14 protein-coding genes are annotated in these 17,908 nt (G+C 56.7%); 13 read left to right on the plus strand and 1 reads right to left on the minus strand.

Annotated features, from left to right (window positions below; all coding sequences use genetic code 11):
- Nucleotides 1-331 precede the first annotated feature (331 nt).
- The 5 genes from ACN0XM_RS01375 to ACN0XM_RS01395 all read left to right on the plus strand — a co-directional run bounded on the left by ACN0XM_RS01375 (nt 332) and on the right by ACN0XM_RS01395 (nt 9,068).
- Nucleotides 332-2,038 (plus strand): sigma 54-interacting transcriptional regulator, encoded by a 1,707-nt coding sequence (locus tag ACN0XM_RS01375; RefSeq protein ID WP_417565118.1) that lies wholly within the window; start codon nt 332-334, stop codon nt 2,036-2,038.
- 259 nt (nt 2,039-2,297) lie between these two features.
- A complete protein-coding gene (locus tag ACN0XM_RS01380; RefSeq protein ID WP_417565119.1) occupies nt 2,298-3,290 on the plus strand; it encodes a WD40/YVTN/BNR-like repeat-containing protein in 993 nt (330 codons plus the stop codon).
- A gap of 11 nt (nt 3,291-3,301) precedes the next feature.
- Nucleotides 3,302-5,767: an efflux RND transporter permease subunit gene (locus tag ACN0XM_RS01385; protein WP_417565120.1), complete on the plus strand. Its 2,466-nt coding sequence runs from the start codon at nt 3,302-3,304 to the stop codon at nt 5,765-5,767.
- A 43-nt stretch (nt 5,768-5,810) separates the two neighbouring features.
- Nucleotides 5,811-7,724 carry a DUF1302 family protein gene (locus ACN0XM_RS01390; protein ID WP_417565121.1) on the plus strand — a complete coding sequence of 638 codons (1,914 nt, stop codon included), beginning with the start codon at nt 5,811-5,813 and terminating at the stop codon, nt 7,722-7,724.
- A 15-nt stretch (nt 7,725-7,739) separates the two neighbouring features.
- A complete protein-coding gene (locus ACN0XM_RS01395; RefSeq protein ID WP_417565122.1) occupies nt 7,740-9,068 on the plus strand; it encodes a DUF1329 domain-containing protein in 1,329 nt (442 codons plus the stop codon).
- Nucleotides 9,069-9,203: 135 nt separating this feature from the next.
- Here the strand turns inward: ACN0XM_RS01395 and ACN0XM_RS01400 are convergent, their stop codons facing one another.
- A complete protein-coding gene (locus ACN0XM_RS01400) occupies nt 9,204-10,316 on the minus strand; it encodes an S-(hydroxymethyl)glutathione dehydrogenase/class III alcohol dehydrogenase (RefSeq protein WP_417565123.1) in 1,113 nt (370 codons plus the stop codon).
- A gap of 91 nt (nt 10,317-10,407) precedes the next feature.
- Between ACN0XM_RS01400 and ACN0XM_RS01405 the strand changes: the two genes are divergently transcribed.
- The 8 genes from ACN0XM_RS01405 (at nt 10,408) to ACN0XM_RS01440 (ending at nt 17,906) form a co-directional block, all read left to right on the plus strand.
- Nucleotides 10,408-10,995 (plus strand): TetR family transcriptional regulator C-terminal domain-containing protein, encoded by a 588-nt coding sequence (locus ACN0XM_RS01405; protein WP_417565124.1) that lies wholly within the window; start codon nt 10,408-10,410, stop codon nt 10,993-10,995.
- A gap of 68 nt (nt 10,996-11,063) precedes the next feature.
- Nucleotides 11,064-12,185, plus strand: coding sequence for an alkene reductase (locus tag ACN0XM_RS01410; protein ID WP_417565125.1), 1,122 nt, complete (start codon nt 11,064-11,066; stop codon nt 12,183-12,185).
- Nucleotides 12,186-12,216: 31 nt separating this feature from the next.
- Nucleotides 12,217-12,966 carry an SDR family oxidoreductase gene (locus ACN0XM_RS01415; protein ID WP_417565126.1) on the plus strand — a complete coding sequence of 250 codons (750 nt, stop codon included), beginning with the start codon at nt 12,217-12,219 and terminating at the stop codon, nt 12,964-12,966.
- A 283-nt stretch (nt 12,967-13,249) separates the two neighbouring features.
- Complete coding sequence (locus ACN0XM_RS01420) at nt 13,250-14,509, plus strand: amino acid ABC transporter substrate-binding protein (protein WP_417565127.1); 1,260 nt, start codon at nt 13,250-13,252, stop codon at nt 14,507-14,509.
- Between the two features lie 87 nt (nt 14,510-14,596).
- A complete protein-coding gene (locus ACN0XM_RS01425) occupies nt 14,597-15,469 on the plus strand; it encodes a branched-chain amino acid ABC transporter permease (protein WP_417565128.1) in 873 nt (290 codons plus the stop codon).
- Nucleotides 15,459-16,436 carry a branched-chain amino acid ABC transporter permease gene (locus ACN0XM_RS01430; RefSeq protein ID WP_417565129.1) on the plus strand — a complete coding sequence of 326 codons (978 nt, stop codon included), beginning with the start codon at nt 15,459-15,461 and terminating at the stop codon, nt 16,434-16,436. The genes ACN0XM_RS01425 and ACN0XM_RS01430 overlap by 11 nt, the downstream gene beginning before the upstream one ends.
- A gap of 13 nt (nt 16,437-16,449) precedes the next feature.
- Nucleotides 16,450-17,193 carry an ABC transporter ATP-binding protein gene (locus ACN0XM_RS01435; RefSeq protein ID WP_417565130.1) on the plus strand — a complete coding sequence of 248 codons (744 nt, stop codon included), beginning with the start codon at nt 16,450-16,452 and terminating at the stop codon, nt 17,191-17,193.
- On the plus strand, nt 17,190-17,906 hold the full coding sequence (locus tag ACN0XM_RS01440) for an ABC transporter ATP-binding protein (RefSeq protein ID WP_417565131.1): 717 nt from the start codon (nt 17,190-17,192) through the stop codon (nt 17,904-17,906). Before ACN0XM_RS01435 ends, ACN0XM_RS01440 begins: the two co-directional genes overlap by 4 nt.
- Nucleotides 17,907-17,908 lie beyond the last annotated feature (2 nt).

Consider the following 17,908-nt stretch of genomic DNA (forward strand, 5'->3'; position numbering starts at 1 on the left):
TGCCAAACTGGAAGTCAGGTCTCACAGAAAACTTTACATATCTGTTATTGTTAGTTTTTATTTTATTTTCCATGAACCTGAAATGGAGAAATCCGAAAGAAAAAGTTCACCCAGAGCAGAGCATTTTTTACTATTTGATCAAATTCAGAAGGGCATCTCAGCAAATGCTCAGGTGTCCCCGGACCATCAGACCATGGATCGATTTTTTACCATTTGATTGATTTTTGACTTCCATCAGGTGTTATATAGAGCGGCAACATTTGTTGCCGGCACCCTGAGATTTCATTCCGGGCGCACCCTACCCTACACAACAAAAACCGGGGCTCCTGACATGGCAACCAGCTATAAGCCACAGCTGCAATATGTGGATTTTCAGGATCTTACGGAGCAGATCCAGTTCCAAAGCACGGAAGGCAAAATCTGGTTCGGCGAGCAACGCATGCTATTGATGCAGCTCTCTGCCCTGGCGGCATTTCGCCGGGAAATGGTCAACACCATCGGTATCGAGCGGGCAAAAGGTTTCTTTCTTCGCCTCGGCTATCAGTCGGGCCTTCGGGACGCTGAACTCGCCCGCAAGCTGCGCCCGCACTGCAGTGAACTCGATATATTCCTGGCCGGACCCCAGCTTCACTCCCTGAAGGGTATGGTGAAAGTGATCCCTATCGAGATCGATATCGATCAGGAAACGGGGGGCTTTTACGGTGAGCTGGACTGGATTGATTCGTTCGAGGTGGAGATCTGCCAAACCGAGCTTGGCCAGATGGACGAACCCGCCTGCTGGTCCCTGCTGGGGTATGCCTGCGCCTATACCTCTTCATTCATGGGTCGTCAGATCATCTTTAGAGAAGTTACCTGTCGCGGCTGCGGCGATGAAAAGTGCCATATCGTCGGCAAGCCAGCGGAAGAGTGGGACGACGCCGAAGAATTCACCCAGTACTTCAAAGCAGACCCGATGATCGAAGAGCTCTACGATCTGCAGTCGCAGGTGAGCTCGCTGCGCAGCAGTCTTGAGAAGCAGCAGGGGCAGTACTATGGGATTGGCCAGTCGGCGTCGTATAACAAGGTTTGCAAAATGATCGACAAGGCCGCCCTGGGCAAGGTATCGGTGCTTCTTCTGGGTGAGACCGGGGTGGGCAAAGAGGTTATTGCCAGAAGCGTTCATTTACGCAGTGATCGGGCGGAACAACCTTTTATTGCCGTGAATTGTGCGGCCATACCGCCCGATCTCATTGAAGCGGAATTGTTTGGCGTCGAGAAGGGCGCCTACACCGGCGCAAACCAGTCTCGGCCGGGGCGGTTTGAACGCGCCCATGGCGGCACCATATTCCTGGACGAGGTAGTAGAGCTTACGCCTCGAGCCCAGGCTACCTTGCTCAGGGTCCTGCAGGAAGGCGAACTGGAACGGGTGGGTGACAATCGCACGCGCTCAGTCAACGTACGGGTGATCGCTGCGACCAATGAGAGCCTTGCCGAGGCGGTTGAAAGCGGCAAGTTCCGGGCGGATCTCTACTACCGTCTGAACGTTTTCCCGGTAAAGATTCCAGCCCTGCGGGAGCGCCTGGAAGATCTGCCATTATTGGCGGAACACTTCCTCAAGAAGTTCCACGCGGAATACAACAAGCGGACTCTCGGCCTTTCAGACAAGGCGCTCGCTCTGTGCATGAATTACCAGTGGCCGGGTAACATCCGCGAGCTTGAAAACGTGATTGAGCGGGGCGTGATCCTTACAGACAACAACGAATCCATCAGCCAGGACTCCCTATTTGCGGTCTTTCCAGCCAATTGCTCTGAAAAGTCCCATGAGTTCGTGGATGTTGAGGGACATCTGGTGCAGGAGCGTCCTTCCTCCGGCACCGGCGGCTGGGCGGAGCAAATTCTTGGAAATGCGATCAGTCTTGATGAAGTGGAAGAAACACTCATGCGCAGAGCCATGGAGCAGGCTGACCAGAACGTATCCAGAGCAGCCCGTATTCTTGGGCTTACACGCCCGGCCCTCGCCTACAGACTGAAAAAAACGGGCATTTTTTCTGAAACCTGATAAGCAAAATGGCATCACAGCAACAGGGATGTTGCGCGCTTCCCCTCCCGCCTTATGAAATAAGCAACCAGATTTCACATTTCATCATTTGATTAAAATCAAGCCTTCCTATCGGCGTGACACCGCCAGACCCTGACCGCCAAAAAACCTTTTATTGATATATTTTTCAATAATTTGAAATCATTAATCATGAGATGGCATACCGGTTGCTCACTCCCTGTCAGTCGCTTTTTCACAAAAACAAAGACGGTGACAGAAAATGCAAAATACCCCCCTGCGCACTTGGCGCACTGTCGGTTCGGCCATCGCCATAGCCAGCACCTCATCGCTATTGCTTACCGGTTGCGAGGCGCCTCTTAACCTTGAGGCCGTGCGCCAGGGATCCGAGCAATCGTCCAAACGAACAGACTTCTACCAGGCCATGGCCCAAAACCAGGATGCCATTGTTGTTTCCGGCAATGATGGCGTGCTGCTGACCAGTTCGGACAACGGCATCACCTGGAAACGCCAGGCACTGAAATCAAACGCAAGCTTTCTGGCCCTGGATGTCTGCCCCGATAACACCTTCATAGCACTGACCTTCAACAACCAGATCTGGCACGGCAACGCTCAGGCAAATCACTGGACACCACACGCCCTTCCCAGCCAGGAGCAAATGATGACCGCGGCCTGTGCGCCTGATGGCAGCTGGTGGACCGCGGGCAGCTTTACCACAGTCCAGTACAGCTCCGATCAGGGTCGGACCTGGGACGAAACCTCCCTCTACGAAGATGCCATCATCAATAACCTTCAGTTCATCAATCTGGAGCAGGCCATCGCAACGGGCGAATACGGCATGGTTCTGCGCAGTGATGATGGCGGCCAGAACTGGGACTACGCCGGCTACCTTCCGGACGAGTTCTATGCCCACACCAGCTACTTCCGCTCAATGGACGAAGGCTGGGTCGGCGGTCTGAATGGCTTCATTTACCACACCACCGATGGCGGCCAGAGCTGGGAACAGATGCCTGCCGACACCAATGCACCTGTGTTCGGTTTCATTCCCGGAGATTCCGCGCTCTATGCGGTTGCCGACAATGCCACGGTGCTTCAGTTGCAGGACAACGCCTGGAAGAAGATTTCCGAATCCGGTCAGCCTCTCTATCTGCGGACCGGCCTGCTGCTGCCTGAACGGAAACTATTGGTAGCCGGCGGCCGTGGCCTGCTTTTCGATCTTGAACTCCCCGTGGCCCTTGCGGCCAGCAAAGACTGAGGATATCAATCATGCCCGGACTGCATCGCTTCACACATCTGCTGCATCTGCTGGAAATGTGGATATTCAGCAACCCCCGCAAGGTACTTTCGGTCATCGCGATACTGACCCTGCTGTTTGCCCTGCGTATACCCGGCTTGAAGATCTACACCGATTTCGCAGACCTGCTGCCCCAGCAGCATCCCTACATTGAGCTGCACAACAGCATCAAGGACAGTTTCGGGGGCGCTAACGTTCTCGTCGTGGGAATTGAGTTTGAAGAGGGTGATATCTTCACCAATGAAAACCTCGCCCGGATTGATCGCATCACTCAGGCGGTCGACAGCCTGCCCGGCGTCAACCACAACCTCGTTTCCAGCGTAACCCACAGGAACTCCCGGAAAATCTGGTTAACCGAAGTCGGCAGCATCAACTCCGAGCCGTATTACGACTCCACCAGTGGCGACTACTCGCAGCAAGCCCTGAACGCCATGCGGGCCGATGTTGGTGCCAACCCCCGGGTTTACGGCCCCCTGGTTTCCCCCGACCTGAAAATGGCGTTGGTCAAGGCGCAGCTGATCGAAGGCAAGCTGGATTACGAGGAAACCTTTGCCCAGCTTCAGGAACTACGCGCCAAAGAAGGCGGTGAAGGTGTGACGATTTACGCCACCGGGCAACCGGTCCTGGTGGGCTGGGCCTATACCTACATGGACCAGATTCTCCAGATCTTCACCTTCACTGTGCTGACCATGCTGGCCCTGCTCATTTTTCACTTCCGAAAAGCGTACGGTGTGCTTATCCCCCTTGGAGGCGTTCTCATCTCCACCGTGTGGGGGCTTGGGATTATCAGTGTACTTGGCTACAACCTGGATCCTTTGGGTCTGGTAATCCCCTTTTTGATTGCAGCGCGGGCCATGAGCCATGGCGTCCAGCTGGTCGAGCGCTATTATGCCGAAACCCAGGTTCTGGGGAATGGCCCGAAAGCCGCGAAAGCGACCTTTGACAGCCTGTTCAGGCCCGGGTCACTGGGCGTTGTTTCCGATGCCATCGGCCTGTCTCTGATCGCCATCGGCTCCATTCCCCTGAATACCCACCTGGGCATCTACGCGTCCCTGTGGGCAATCACGGTAGTGTTTACCGTGCTCATTGGTGTGCCGCTCCTGCTTTCCATTCTGCCCACACCCAGGAATCCGGAGATCCGGGAAACCGCCTTGCGTCATATCGGTGCCAGCTGCTCGCGAACCGTCACAAGGCCTGGTGCCGCCCGCATCATTCTGGTGGTCGCCGCCGTATCCATGCTCGGCGGTCTGCTAGCGGCCTCCAATGTCGAGATTGGCGATTCAGAGCCCGGCTCTCCAATCCTGTACCCGGATCATGACTACAACATCTCCTCGAGAGTTGTGAACGATCGTTTCCCGGGGTCAGAGGAGCTCTACATTGTTGCTGAGACCAGTGAAAAAGGCGGGCTGAAGCGCCCCGAGGTACTCGAAGCCCTCTCTGACTTACAGGCTCACATGTTGCTGGACCCGGAAGTTGGCGGCAGCAAAGGCCTGCCGGATTTGGTCAAACAGGTTAATCGTCTGATGCATAACGACGACCCACGCTGGTATCAGATTCCCCACGATGCCGGGTATGTCGGTGGCCTGATGTTTACCTACATGGCGTCCAGCCCGGTTCCCGGAGCTCTTGATGAATTCAATGACACCGACGACCGCATCGCCAACCTGGTGTTCTATTACAAGGACCGTCAGGGAGAAACCATCCGGCGTGCTATCCACATGGCAAAAGAATGGATTGCCGAGAATGGCGACAGCATCGAGGGCCTGACCATTCGGCTGGCCGGAGGCACGCTGGGCGTGGCCGCAGCCATGAACGAATCGGCCTTTGAGACCAACGTGATCGTTCTGCCCCTCGTATTCCTGTTTATCTTCGCCTTCGTCATGCTGTTCTACACCTCCTGGAATGCCGGGCTGATGATGCTCATGGCCATGCTGTTTGCAACCACGCTGACCTATGCCTATATGGGCCTGAACGGTCTGAGCATTGACATCAACACGGTGCCCGTTATTGCCGTCGGCATTGGTGTTGGCATCGATTACTCCATCTACATGATGGACCGGATCCGGGAAGAGATGGCCAAGTGCGGCGACCTTCGGGAATCCGTCCGGAGGGCTATTTCCACCACCGGTATGGCCATCAGCTTTACCGCTCTGACCCTGATGGCCGGCATCATCATGTGGGTCATCTTCTCCAACCTCCGCTTCCAGTCCGATGCAGCCCTGCTGCTATGCGTGATGATCGTCATCAACGGCCTGGCGGCCATGTTGCTCGTGCCCTCCTGGGTGCTTGCCTTCAGACCCCGGTTCATCACCGACGTGTACGCCGATGAGGACGGAATCCTGCACTCCGATCACGAGGAAACCACATCAGCTCCATCCCCTGTTTTGACCTCAAAACAGGACGATGGGTTTGTGACGGGAGCGCCGCACCGGGCCTGAGCCTGGTACCGCGCCCCACTAAAACCTGTAACGAGGACATGCCATGCAAACAACAATAAAAGGCCTGAGGTTCTGGTGCTGCACCCTTGCGGGTAGTGCCAGCCTGGCGCTGTTTCCAATAACCACGACGGTGGCTGCGGAAGACACCCGCGTCAACGGCTTCGTCGAAAATGCGACGTACGGACGCGATAGCGTTGGTCTGTCGAAGTTTCGCAACACACTGCAACTGGAAGGCGAGAAAAAACTCGGGGACGTTGGCATTTTCAGCAACGTGTCTGTCAATGGCACCCTGCGCGGCACGTATGACGGCGTCTACGACCTGAACAAGGATGAATATGGCCGAACAGCCGGCGGTGCCATTCTGCTCGAAGACACAGCTCCGGCGCCCAACCCTGATCCCTTTGTTCCTCACGGCGGCGGTATTGCGCCCACGCCTTACTTCGGCTTTGATATCAACCAGAACCCCAACGACAGCATGATCGTACTGGGTGAGAACCTGCACCCGCAGGATGGCGGCGTCGGTTTCGGCGTACCGGTGCGGCCCTGTGATGTCGACAGCCGAGGCTGTATTGACGATTACCTGGATAAAGACCTGAACGAACTTCGTTTCCAGGAGTTCAATGACCGGGCGGACTTCATCCGCGAGCTCTATGTCGATTTCGATCTGAACTTTGACAGCGGCAACGTACTGAGCACCCGCCTGGGCAAGCAGCAGGTAATCTGGGGACGGACCGACCTGTTCCGGGTGCTGGATGTTATCAACCCGGTGGATTTCTCCCGCAACAATATCTACGACGAACTGGAAGACATCCGGATTCCCATGTGGATCCTGAAATCAGATTATCGCATGGGACCCACCGAGGTGTTCGATGGTCTTGCGTTTGACGACCTGAACTTCCAGGTGGTCTGGAACTTTGACCAATTCCGCCCCCATGATATTGGCCAGTGTGGCCAGCCAAACGTGATTCTGGATGCAGGGTGTTTCTTCCGCGGCATGAACAACCTCTGGGAGAACGGCGGCACCGTTGCCAACTTCGCCAATGGCAGCATTGCGACCGACTTCGGCCCCGGCCAGATCGGTATCCGCAAAGCCCACATGCCAAGCTGGAGCCTGTCCAACACCCAGCTGGGCCTCAAGCTTGAAGGCGTATATGGCGACCTCGGTTTCTCTCTGAACGCCCTCACCTATCGGTCACAGCTGCCCTCATTACATGGTGGCATTCCGGCACAAAATGCCTTCACCGGCGAAACCGACGTCTGGCCAAGCCTGATCGCGTTCGATATCCACTTCCCAAGGATCAACCTGGTAGGTGGCTCACTGGACTACTACTCCCAGGGTATCGACACCGTATTCCGGGTTGAAACCGCATATACCTCCGGTGAAGAGTTCGCCAATACCCTCCGTGAGAAGCTTTACTCCGAGTCCGATGTGGTTCGCTATGTGGTGGGTGCTGACAAAAACATCTTCATTCCAATGCTGAACGAATCTCAGGCGTTCCTATTCTCCGGTCAGATCTTCGGGCAGCACATTCTCGATCATGAACGTGAACAACGCCTGCTGGGCGAAGCCGGTATCCCGGACTGGGAGCAGAACTGGATCGCGACTCTGCTGATCAAAGGCTTCTACATGAACGGCCGGCTCAGCCCACAGATCATTGCTGCCCATGATATCCGCGCCCAGGCCACGGCCATCGCACCCAGCATCGAATGGCTGGTCAACGACAACTTCAAGCTCACCGCCGGCGCCAACGTCAAAGTTGGTGATGGTGCCCGCAAGTTTGATGACTGCCGCTCCTGTAACCCATGGGATCCGTTCACCGCAGTTTACCCCGGCCAGCCTGCGGGTGAGTCCGCCGGCCTGTCTGGCTATGAGCCGCTCGGACGCTTCCAGTCCGGTCCCATCGGCATGGCCCAGAAAGAAGACGAAATCCAGCTGACTGCACGTTACAGCTTCTAATCCGAGAGGACGATAATGATGAAAACAAGACAATCACTCCTTGCCCGGTGCCTGACTGCCGGCCTTGCCACTGGCATGCTCACGGCTCAGGTGCAGGCGAGCGAGGAAATCGTAAACGACTCGTTCTACCCGTATGCGAACAGCCTTCCAACCGAAGAGGGACTGAACGCCGGCATGACCATTGACCAGTCCAACGTGGCCGAATTCAAGGATGTTATCGACCCGGCGTTCTACACCTTCATTGAAAATGGCTGGACATCCATTGAGGTTGGCGCAACGACGTCATTTGATCTGAACGAAAATTACGTTGAAGCAACCCGGGAGGGACTCGGTAACGTTTCCTTGGGCGATCAGGTCGGTGAGATCAGTGGCTGGCAGGCAGGCCGTCCGTTCCCGCAGGAGCCGGATGCCAACGACCCGAGGGCTGGCGAAAAACTCGCATGGAACTACAAGTACGGCTACAACTGGGGCGACAGTGCCGCCATCTACCCGTTCTACTGGAAGTACCGGGATATGGATTCCGGCAAAGTGGAGCGGACCATCAAGTTCAACTTCCACTTCCTGAACTACAAGGGCCGTGTGATCCAGGACCCGACACCGGAAATCACTCCGAACCCGTCCGATCTGTTCCGGGCCATCTATGTTCAGGTTCTGGACCCCGCCGACGTGCGCAATACCCAGCTGCTGATTCACCGTGCAGCAGATGACCTCAAGCGGGACAACTCCTGGCTCTACCTGGGCTTCCAGCGTCGGGTCCGCCGCCTTGCCACCGGCCAGGTCACCGACGCGTTCCTCGGGTCTGACCTGATGATCGAGGATTTCGAGGGCTACAACGGTCGTATCTCGGACATGAACTGGGCCTACAAAGGCACCCGATACATGCTGATGCCCTTCTACAACCACAACGACCTGACGCTGGACGCTGAGACCCACAGCGACAGCGACGGCTATCAGGTTGTAGCGTTCAGTGGCCAGGGTGGCTGCTTCCCGGACATCACCTGGCAGTTACGCAAGGTGTACGAGGTTGAAGCGGCGCCGGTGGATGAGAGCCACCCCCTGTCCAAGCGGGTTCACTACATCGATGCCCAGACCTTCACCATTCCCCGTACCGTGTCCTATGACCGCAAGGGCAGCCTGTGGAAGACCTTTACCATTGGCCAGGCCCATCCTGATCATCACCTGCCGAAGAACAAGGGCAGCGGTGTCTCCATCGATGACAGCTTCAGCATGATCGATGTTCAGGCCAGCCACTGCACCACCGGCCAGTTCAAGGGACAGGTTGATCCTGAGATGTCTCCACCCCAGATGTTCAACGTTCAGCACCTCCGCGCAACCGGAAGCTGATCACCCGATTATCGTTGTTTCTCCATTGGGCCCGCGTTTGCGGGCCCCTTTTTTTGGACCAAGGACGAGCTGTGTGCTGACGCTGAGGGAGGGAGGAGGACCAAGCCGGTGTCTGCCGGCCTGCTCCCTGAACAATCAGAAATGAATAACCGTCCGAATACTCTTACCCTCGTGCATCAGGTCAAACGCCTTGTTGATATCTTCAAGGGGCATTTCGTGGGTAATGAACATATCCAGCGGAATCTCACCCTTCTCGGCTTTCGCCACATAGCCCGGCAGTTCGGTACGGCCCTTTACGCCACCGAAGGCTGAACCACGCCAGACCCGGCCGGTCACCAGCTGGAACGGGCGGGTGCTGATTTCCTCTCCGGCGCCGGCGACCCCGATGATGGTGGATTCACCCCAGCCCTTGTGACAGGCCTCGAGTGCGGCACGCATCAGCTTCACGTTGCCCACGCATTCGAAGGTGTAGTCGGCACCGCCGTCGGTCATCTCGACGATCACTTCCTGAATTGGCTTGTCGTAATCGTTGGGATTGACCACATCGGTGGCACCCAGCTGTTTGGCGATATCGAACTTGCCCGGGTTGATGTCGACGCCAATGATCCGGCCGGCCTTGGCCATCTTGGCGCCGATGATGGCTGCGAGGCCAATGCCACCCAGGCCGAAGATGGCGACAGTCGCGCCTTCCTCAACCTTGGCGGTGTTCAGCACCGCGCCAATACCGGTGGTCACACCACAGCCCAGCAGGCAGACCTTGTCCAGCGGGGCTTCCTTGGGGATCTTGGCCAGCGAGATTTCCGGCAGCACGGTGTACTCAGAGAAGGTGGAGCAGCCCATGTAGTGATACAGCGGCTCGCCCTTGTAAGAGAAACGGGAGGTGCCGTCCGGCATCACGCCCTTGCCCTGGGTTTCGCGCACGGCGCCACACAGATTGGTCTTGCCCGACGTGCAGAACTTGCACTTGCCACATTCGGCGGTATACAGCGGAATGACGTGGTCCCCGACTTCCAGGCCGGTTACGCCGGGGCCAACCGCTTCGACAATACCACCACCTTCGTGGCCGAGGACGGTGGGAAACAGGCCTTCGGGATCAGCGCCAGACAGCGTGTAAGCGTCGGTATGGCATACACCGGTGGCGACGATGCGCACCAGAACCTCACCTTCCTGCGGCGGGGCAACATCAATTTCGACGATTTCCAGCGGCTTGTTGGCTTCAAACGCCACCGCGGCACGGGATTTAATCACTGGCAGGCTCCTCTGGATCGGTTGGGAGTCTCGGCTATTGCGGACCCCGGTTGTTTGACGCGCTCTAGACGACCGGTCTAATATAGCAAACATGACATCAAACGACACCCGCAATCATATTATTCACACCGGCGCAGACCTGATCGGCCATAAAGGCTTTGGCGCGACGGGCATTAATGCGGTGCTCACAGCTGCCGGCGTACCCAAGGGGTCGTTCTACCATTACTTTAGCAGCAAGAACGATTTCGGCCTGGCGGTCATTGATACCTTTGCGGAGGAATACGACGCCAAACTGGATCGGATTCTCAATGACACCAGCCGCCCTTGCGTGGACCGCCTGCGAGCGTACTTCGACACCGGCTTTGAAACCATGACCAGCTGCGAGTACACCCGGGGCTGCCTGATCGGCAACCTGGGCCAGGAGCTGGCGGGGCAGAATGAAGCGTTCCGGCAACGGCTGGACACGGTGTTTGCCAGTTGGGAAAAACGCTTCGAGCAGTGCCTTCGTGACGCCCAGCAGGCCGGGGATATCAGTGCCGATATCGATCCGGCAGACGCCGCCAGCTTTTTGCTGTCCGGCTGGGAAGGCGCCATCCTTCGCTCGAAGGTCCTCAAGTCCACAGAGCCCATGGAGCGGTTCGTGCGGGTTTTCTTCAAACAGTGTCTGAACATCGGCTGAAATTTTTTTCGGTTACCGACTAGTAGACTGGTCTAATTACAATCATTTAACCTAACGGAGGATGCTCCATGAGCAACCAGAACGATCCACTTTTCCAACCGCACCACCTGGGCGAACTGGCCCTGCCCAACCGGGTTCTGATGTCGCCACTGACACGTTCCCGCTCTGGCCAGCCCGGGGATATCCCCAACGACATGAACGCCCGCTATTATCAGCAGCGGGCCAGCGCTGGCCTGATTCTCAGTGAAGCCACACAGGTGTCGCCACAGGGCAAGGGTTATGCCTTTACTCCCGGCATTCATTCGGCGGAACAGATTGAGGGCTGGAAGAAGGTAACCGGGGCGGTGCACATGGCCGGCGGCCGAATCCACATGCAGCTTTGGCATGTGGGTCGGATTTCCCATCCGGACCTGCAGCCGAATGGGGAAAGGCCCGTTGCACCTTCCGCCATCAAACCCGAAGGTGCCAAGACCTTCATCAGTGCCGACTCCGGCATGGTGGATATTCCGGAGCCCCGGGCCCTGGAAACCGCGGAAATGACCGACATCGTCGAGCAGTACCGTCAGGGTGCGCTGAACGCAAGAGAAGCCGGCTTTGACGGCGTTGAAGTCCATGCGGCCAACGGCTATCTGCTGGACCAGTTCATCAAGAGCGGTAGTAACCATCGTACCGACGAATACGGTGGCTCGGTGGAAAACCGTCTGCGCCTGCCGTTGATGGTCATCAAAGCGGTTATCGACGTCTGGGGCAAAGACAAAGTCGGCGTCCGCGTCAGCCCCACCGGTAGTTTCAATGCCATGGACGACGACAACCCGATCGAAACCTTCGGTACCTTTGCCCGGCACCTGAACGATCTGGGCATTGCCTACATCGAAGTGGTGGAAGATTCCTTCCAGGGCAATCACGCAAACGGCCGTCCGGAGGCAGTCATCGACGCTATCCGCGCCGGCTTCAAGAGCACCTACATTGCCAATGGCGCCTACACCGCTGACGAGGCCCGAACGCGTATCAAGGAAGGACGGTGCGATCTGGTCACCTTCGGTCGCCCGTTTATCGCCAATCCGGATCTGCCGGAGCGATTCCGCCAGGGCGCGCCCCTGAACGACTGGGACGACAGCACCTTCTATGGCGGTGATGAACACGGATACACCGACTACCCGACCCTGATAGAACTCGAAAAAAGCGCCTGAACAGCGCTTTCATTCCCAAAGGAGACAAACCATGAGCAACACCAACGACCCGATTAACAGCAAAGTCGTGATTATTACCGGCGCCAGCAGTGGTCTCGGTGAAGCCACTGCCCGCCGCCTGGCCGACCGGGGCGCCAAGCTGGTGCTCGCCGCCCGTCGGGAAGACCGCCTGAAAGCCCTGGCCGAGGACCTGAACTCCCGGGGCGCCGAGGCCATCTGGCAGGTCACCGACGTGACCGACCGTACCCAGGTCGAATCCCTGGCTGCCGCAGCAAAAGAAGCCTTCGGCAGGATCGATGTACTGATCAACAACGCCGGCCTGATGCCTCTGGCGCCGCTGGATGCCCTGAAGGTTGATGAGTGGGAACAGATGGTGGACGTCAACATCAAAGGCGTGATGTATGGCATCGCAGCAGTACTGCCCACGATGCGCGAACAACACAGCGGACACGTCATCAACCTGTCGTCGGTTGCCGGCCACAAGGTGTTTCCGGGCGCCGCTGTCTACTGCGCCACCAAATACGCAGTCCGGGCCCTGTCTGAAGGGCTGCGTATGGAAGCCGGTGACGAGATCCGCAGCACCAACATCTCGCCGGGTGCCGTCGCGACCGAGCTCACCAGCACCATCACCGATCCGGACGCCAAGCAGGCGGCGGACGAACTTTACAAGGTGGCCATTGATTCCGACGCCGTGGCCCGGGCCATTGTCTATGCCATCGAGCAGCCTGCAGACGTCGATATCAACGAAATTATCCTGCGGCCCACTGCCCAGGAATTGTAAAAACCTGCGCGGTTCTTCGAGCCTGTCACAACGCCGCCCTTCGGGGCGGCGTTGTTGTTCCCTGCCGCAGGACTTTTCCTTTCTATCACCCCCTGCCATTTCGCCCCAAAAGCGCAATACCAACTGATCGAATTTCACAGTCCAGTTTGAAAACTTCGGAAATCTGGACTAACACATAAACATGTGTCTGGAATAACTGCTTCGGCTGGTTTTCAGGCTTCGGCAGGAAGTTTTCAGATTTACGACAAGGACCTGAATGCACCCATCGGGGGAGAGCAGGCTTATGAGTCATAAATTTTCCCGCAGGAAGTTTCTAAGGAATTCGATACTCGGCACTGGCGCAATGACCCTTGGTTTTCCAGCGCTTAACGCTAACGCGCAAGAGCAAAAGATTCGTTGTGGTGTCGTCACCTCATTATCAGGCGCAAATCGATTCGGTGGTAACCTGACCCGCAGGGGTTACGATCTATGGGCAGAAGAGATTAACAAACGTGGAGGCATCGAAATCGCGGGAAACCGTTACCCCGTGGAAATGTTTTATGGTGACGCCCAGTCACGACCTGCTTCAGGTGCGGACGCTGCTGAACGGCTGATCATCCAGGACAAGGTCGATGTCCTGTTTGGTCCCTATACTTCTGGTGTCACCCTCGCAGTGCAACCCATCAGTCAAAAATACAGGGTGCCGATGATTTCTGGATCTGCCGAATCTCCAAACGTTTGGCTGGCAAAGCCGGCCTTCAATTTCGGGATGATTCCTGCGGTGGATCTCACTACCGATAAATCCATGGTGGTTTTGGCGGATACACTCGGCGACCGGGCAAAAACCGCGTCTGTGATCGGGGTGGATGAACCATTTTCCAAGGAAACGGCGGAAGGCTTCCGCAAAGGTGTCGAAGAGTCGGGCCTGGAGCTCTTGAGTTACGAGCTGTTTCCAGCCGAATCAGACCTCTCGGCCATCATTTCCAAGCTCAAAGCGGACGATCCGGATATTGTAGCTGTCGGAGGGCATGAAAGTGTCTTTATCAATTTCGTGAACACGGCGAAGGCGCTGAACTACAAGCCCAAGGCCCTCATCATGCACTACGGCGTCACATCGGCAGCCTTCATCAAGGAAACCGGAAGCGAGTCAGAAGGCGTTCTCGGCGTTTCCGTGTGGACAGCAGGGTTACCCTACAAGGACGATCTGTTCGGAACCGCAAGCGACTACTCCGACCTGTCCTTTTCCAGGTGGGGGACACGGCCGGATTACACCGAAGCGGCCTGTTCGGCCAGTGGCCTTGTACTGCAAGACGCTGCACGCCGGCTCGGTAAAGCGCCGCCCTGGGATCAGGAAACCCGTGTGCAACTCGCCAAGGCCATTGAAGACACCGACATTGAAACCTTCTATGGCCCCGTGGGATTTGCCAAAGAAGGAAGTCATTTCCACAACAATATCAAACCCGTACCGGTTGTCATCCAGCTCAAGGACGGCGATGTCGTGCCAGTGGCTCCGGAGAACGCGGCCAAGGGGGAGCTTGTTTACCCAATCACCGGCACCTCCTGATATCAAGTCGGATATACAGTCGCCGACAGCCAGCTTGACGGGAAGGCTGTCGGCGACGGTAACAACGGGTGGATGAGGAGTACCGAGTTGGACCTTTTCCTGCAGACACTTGTAAACGGAATCCTGATCGGTGGCATCCTGATTTGCCTCACGATCGGATTCCAGCTGACCTTCGGCGTGCTCCATGTGATCGATTTTGCTGTCGGGGGCTGGGCGATGCTTGGGGGTTACACCGCCTACTGGCTGGTAACCCTTGCAGGCATTGACCCCTTTGTCAGCATTTTCCTGGTGTTTGCGCTTTTCCTGCTGATCGGGCGGGGGATCGGCCCTCTGATATACCGGGTCAGAACCAGCCGTTATGCCCGCCCGGACCTGATGGCATTGGCCTTTACTTTCGGCCTGTTCCTGTTCATGCGTGGGGGCGCGCTTTGGCTCTGGTCCTATAACAGCCGCAGCGTTGAATCGGTATTATCAGGCCAGTTCCTGAGCCTGGGGCCGATCACCATTCCCTTGATGCGATTGTCAGCCTTTCTCATGGCAATGCTGTTCAGCCTTGGGCTGTTTATTCTGCTCTACCGAAGCCGTTTTGGCATGGCGGTCAGAGCACTGGCGCAAAACCGTGACCATGCCGGATTAATGGGTGTGGACGTGAAGCGGGTTTCTGCCTGGGTTTACGGGATATATACCGGTTTAACCGCCTCCGCCGGTGTACTGATCGCGACCATCTATTCCGTCAACCCGACTGTAGGCATTCGCTATACGCTCTTTGCATTTTTTGTCGCGGTGCTCGCCGGCCTAGGATCAGTTGGCGGTGTTCTGGTCGCCGGCCTCGCTCTTGGGCTGCTCGAAGCCTATGTCGCCACCTATATTGGTGCCCGATACTCCTTACTGATTGTTTTCGGAACCCTGTACCTCGCCCTTCTGGTTGCACCCAAAGGAGTTCTGGGACGTGGCATCTAACCCTGTTCAAAGCACAACTTTCATTGTCCGGGCGCTCATGATTTCCGCAGTTGCTGTCGCCCTTGCGGTATTACCGGCGTTTATTGACCCTTACACCCTGAGAGTTGCCACCGGTGCACTTATGTGGGCAGGCCTTGCCTGTGCCTGGAACATTGTGGGCGGTTACGCCGGGTATATCAGCTTCGGGCACTCGGCCTTCTTCGGCATCGGCGCCTACACCACAGCTATCCTGATGCAGTCCGATATTGGCGCCTCGTTCTTTGTCACCCTGCTACCGGCGATCATTCTGTCAATGGCCGTCGCGGTGGCCATTGGCGGGCCAACCATGCGGCTCCGGGGCGCCTATTTTGCCATTGCCACCTGGGCATTCGCGGAAATGCTGCTACAACTGGCCACGGTGCTGGACGTTACCGGTGGCACGGCCGGGCTATCGCTGCCCGCCTACCTCAATGAGTTTTTCTTCTACTACACGATGTTGATCGCCGCAGCAGCCAGCTTTATCGGAGTCTGGCTGTTAATCGAACGCTCACGCTTCGGATTCAGAATCAAGGCATTGCGGGATGATGAACCGGCAGCGGAGTCGCTGGGCATCCGAACAAACCTGGTAAAAGTCCAGTCATTTGCACTCTCGGCAGCCATCACCGCGCTTTTCGGAAGCATCTACGCCTACTGGACCACCTATATCGACCCACATTCCGTCATGGGTCCGGACATTACCGACCAGATGGTTGTCATGGTACTTCTCGGCGGGCTTGGAACCGTCTGGGGCCCTGCCCTGGGCGCAGTATTGCTGTGGATCACCAATCGTTATATCTGGTCGACGTTCGGGGACACCGTCATATATCTCCCCATACTCGGCGTTATCATCGCGTTAGTGGTTCTGTTCCTGCCCAACGGGTTGATTAGCCTTATCCTGGGGCGCCAACGAGGTAAGGAACTTATTTCCAACATTCTCAGAAAATTCTAGAGGAAGGCCTCTGATGTCACCTGCATCCCGCAGCGCCGAGCCGCCAGAGTATCCGCCGCTGGCCATAGAGTCGGTTGCCAAGCACTTTGGTGGGATTACCGCAGTCGATGGCGTCTCACTGTCCGCCCACGCTGGTGAAGTGGTCGGAGTCATTGGCCCCAACGGCAGCGGTAAGTCGACGCTGTTCAGCCTTGCGGCGGGCGGACAGAAGCCAGATGCAGGGAAGATACGCTTGCAGGGAATCGACGTTACTGGCTGGCCCACCTGGAAAATCGCCCGCGCCGGAATCAGCAGAACCTTTCAGATTCCTTCCCTGTTCACCAACATGACGGTCAGGGATAACTTGTTGGCAGCTGCGGTCGAAGGCGATTGGCATCGTGCCCGCGACAGGATGGAAAATACTCTGGAAATGCTGGAGATCAGCCACGTGGTTGATAACCTGGCCTCCGAGCTTTCAGGCGGTCAGCAGAAACTGGTCGAATTCGGACGGGTCTGCATGCGCGATCCGAAAGTGATTCTGCTGGATGAAGTTACGGCCGGCGTGCATCCGAACATCCGCCAGATAATTCTGGGTGCCATAAAGCGATTACGGAAAACCGGCATCACGTTTCTGGTCATCGAACATGACATGGAAATGGTAAAAGAAATCTGCGACCGGCTGGTGGTGATGGATCAGGGGAAAGTCGTTGCGGAAGGCGACTTCGAAACCATCGCCAGCGACAGTAATGTCCAACAAGCCTACCTGGGGCGCACATGAGTAACGAGCTGAGAGTCGACAATCTGGTTACCGGTTACGGCAAACAGGAGATAGTGCATGACATTACCGTCTCCGCCCATCCGGGGCAGATAACCTGCATTTTCGGACCCAATGGCAGCGGCAAGTCCACGGTTATAAAGGCGATAGCCGGTCTCTTGCCGGCATGGTCCGGACGGATCTCACTCGGCAACACCGAGCTCACCGGATTACCGGTACACGCCATGGTGCGCAAAGGCATCGTAATGATGCCACAGGGCGGGGGCGTTTTTCCGCGCTTCACCGTCATGGAAAACCTCAGGATGGGCGGCTATTCGCTAAACAATAAGCAGGTCGTTGAAGACCGCATTGAAGCTTTGATCGCGGATTATCCCAACCTTCAGCGCCGCAGGAGCACCCCGGCCGGCTCACTGTCGGGGGGAGAACAGATGATGGTGGCCATCGCCCGAGCCCTGGTAACAGACCCTGAGTTTGTGATGCTGGACGAGCCGTCGGCCGGACTCTCCCCTGCACTGGTCCATGAAACCATGGAGCGAGTCGTCGGCTTGAAGGAGCGAGGGGTCGGCATCATCATGGTGGAGCAGAATATTCGTGAAGCCTTACCGGTCGCCGACAGTGTCTATATCTTTGCTGGTGGGAAGCGCAAATTTGCGGGTACTCAGAGCGACATCCGGGATGACGATCACTTGATGTCGATTTATATGGGCGGCCAGTGAAG

The organism is Marinobacter sp. (genome assembly GCF_048269445.1).
Classification (GTDB): domain Bacteria; phylum Pseudomonadota; class Gammaproteobacteria; order Pseudomonadales; family Oleiphilaceae; genus Marinobacter.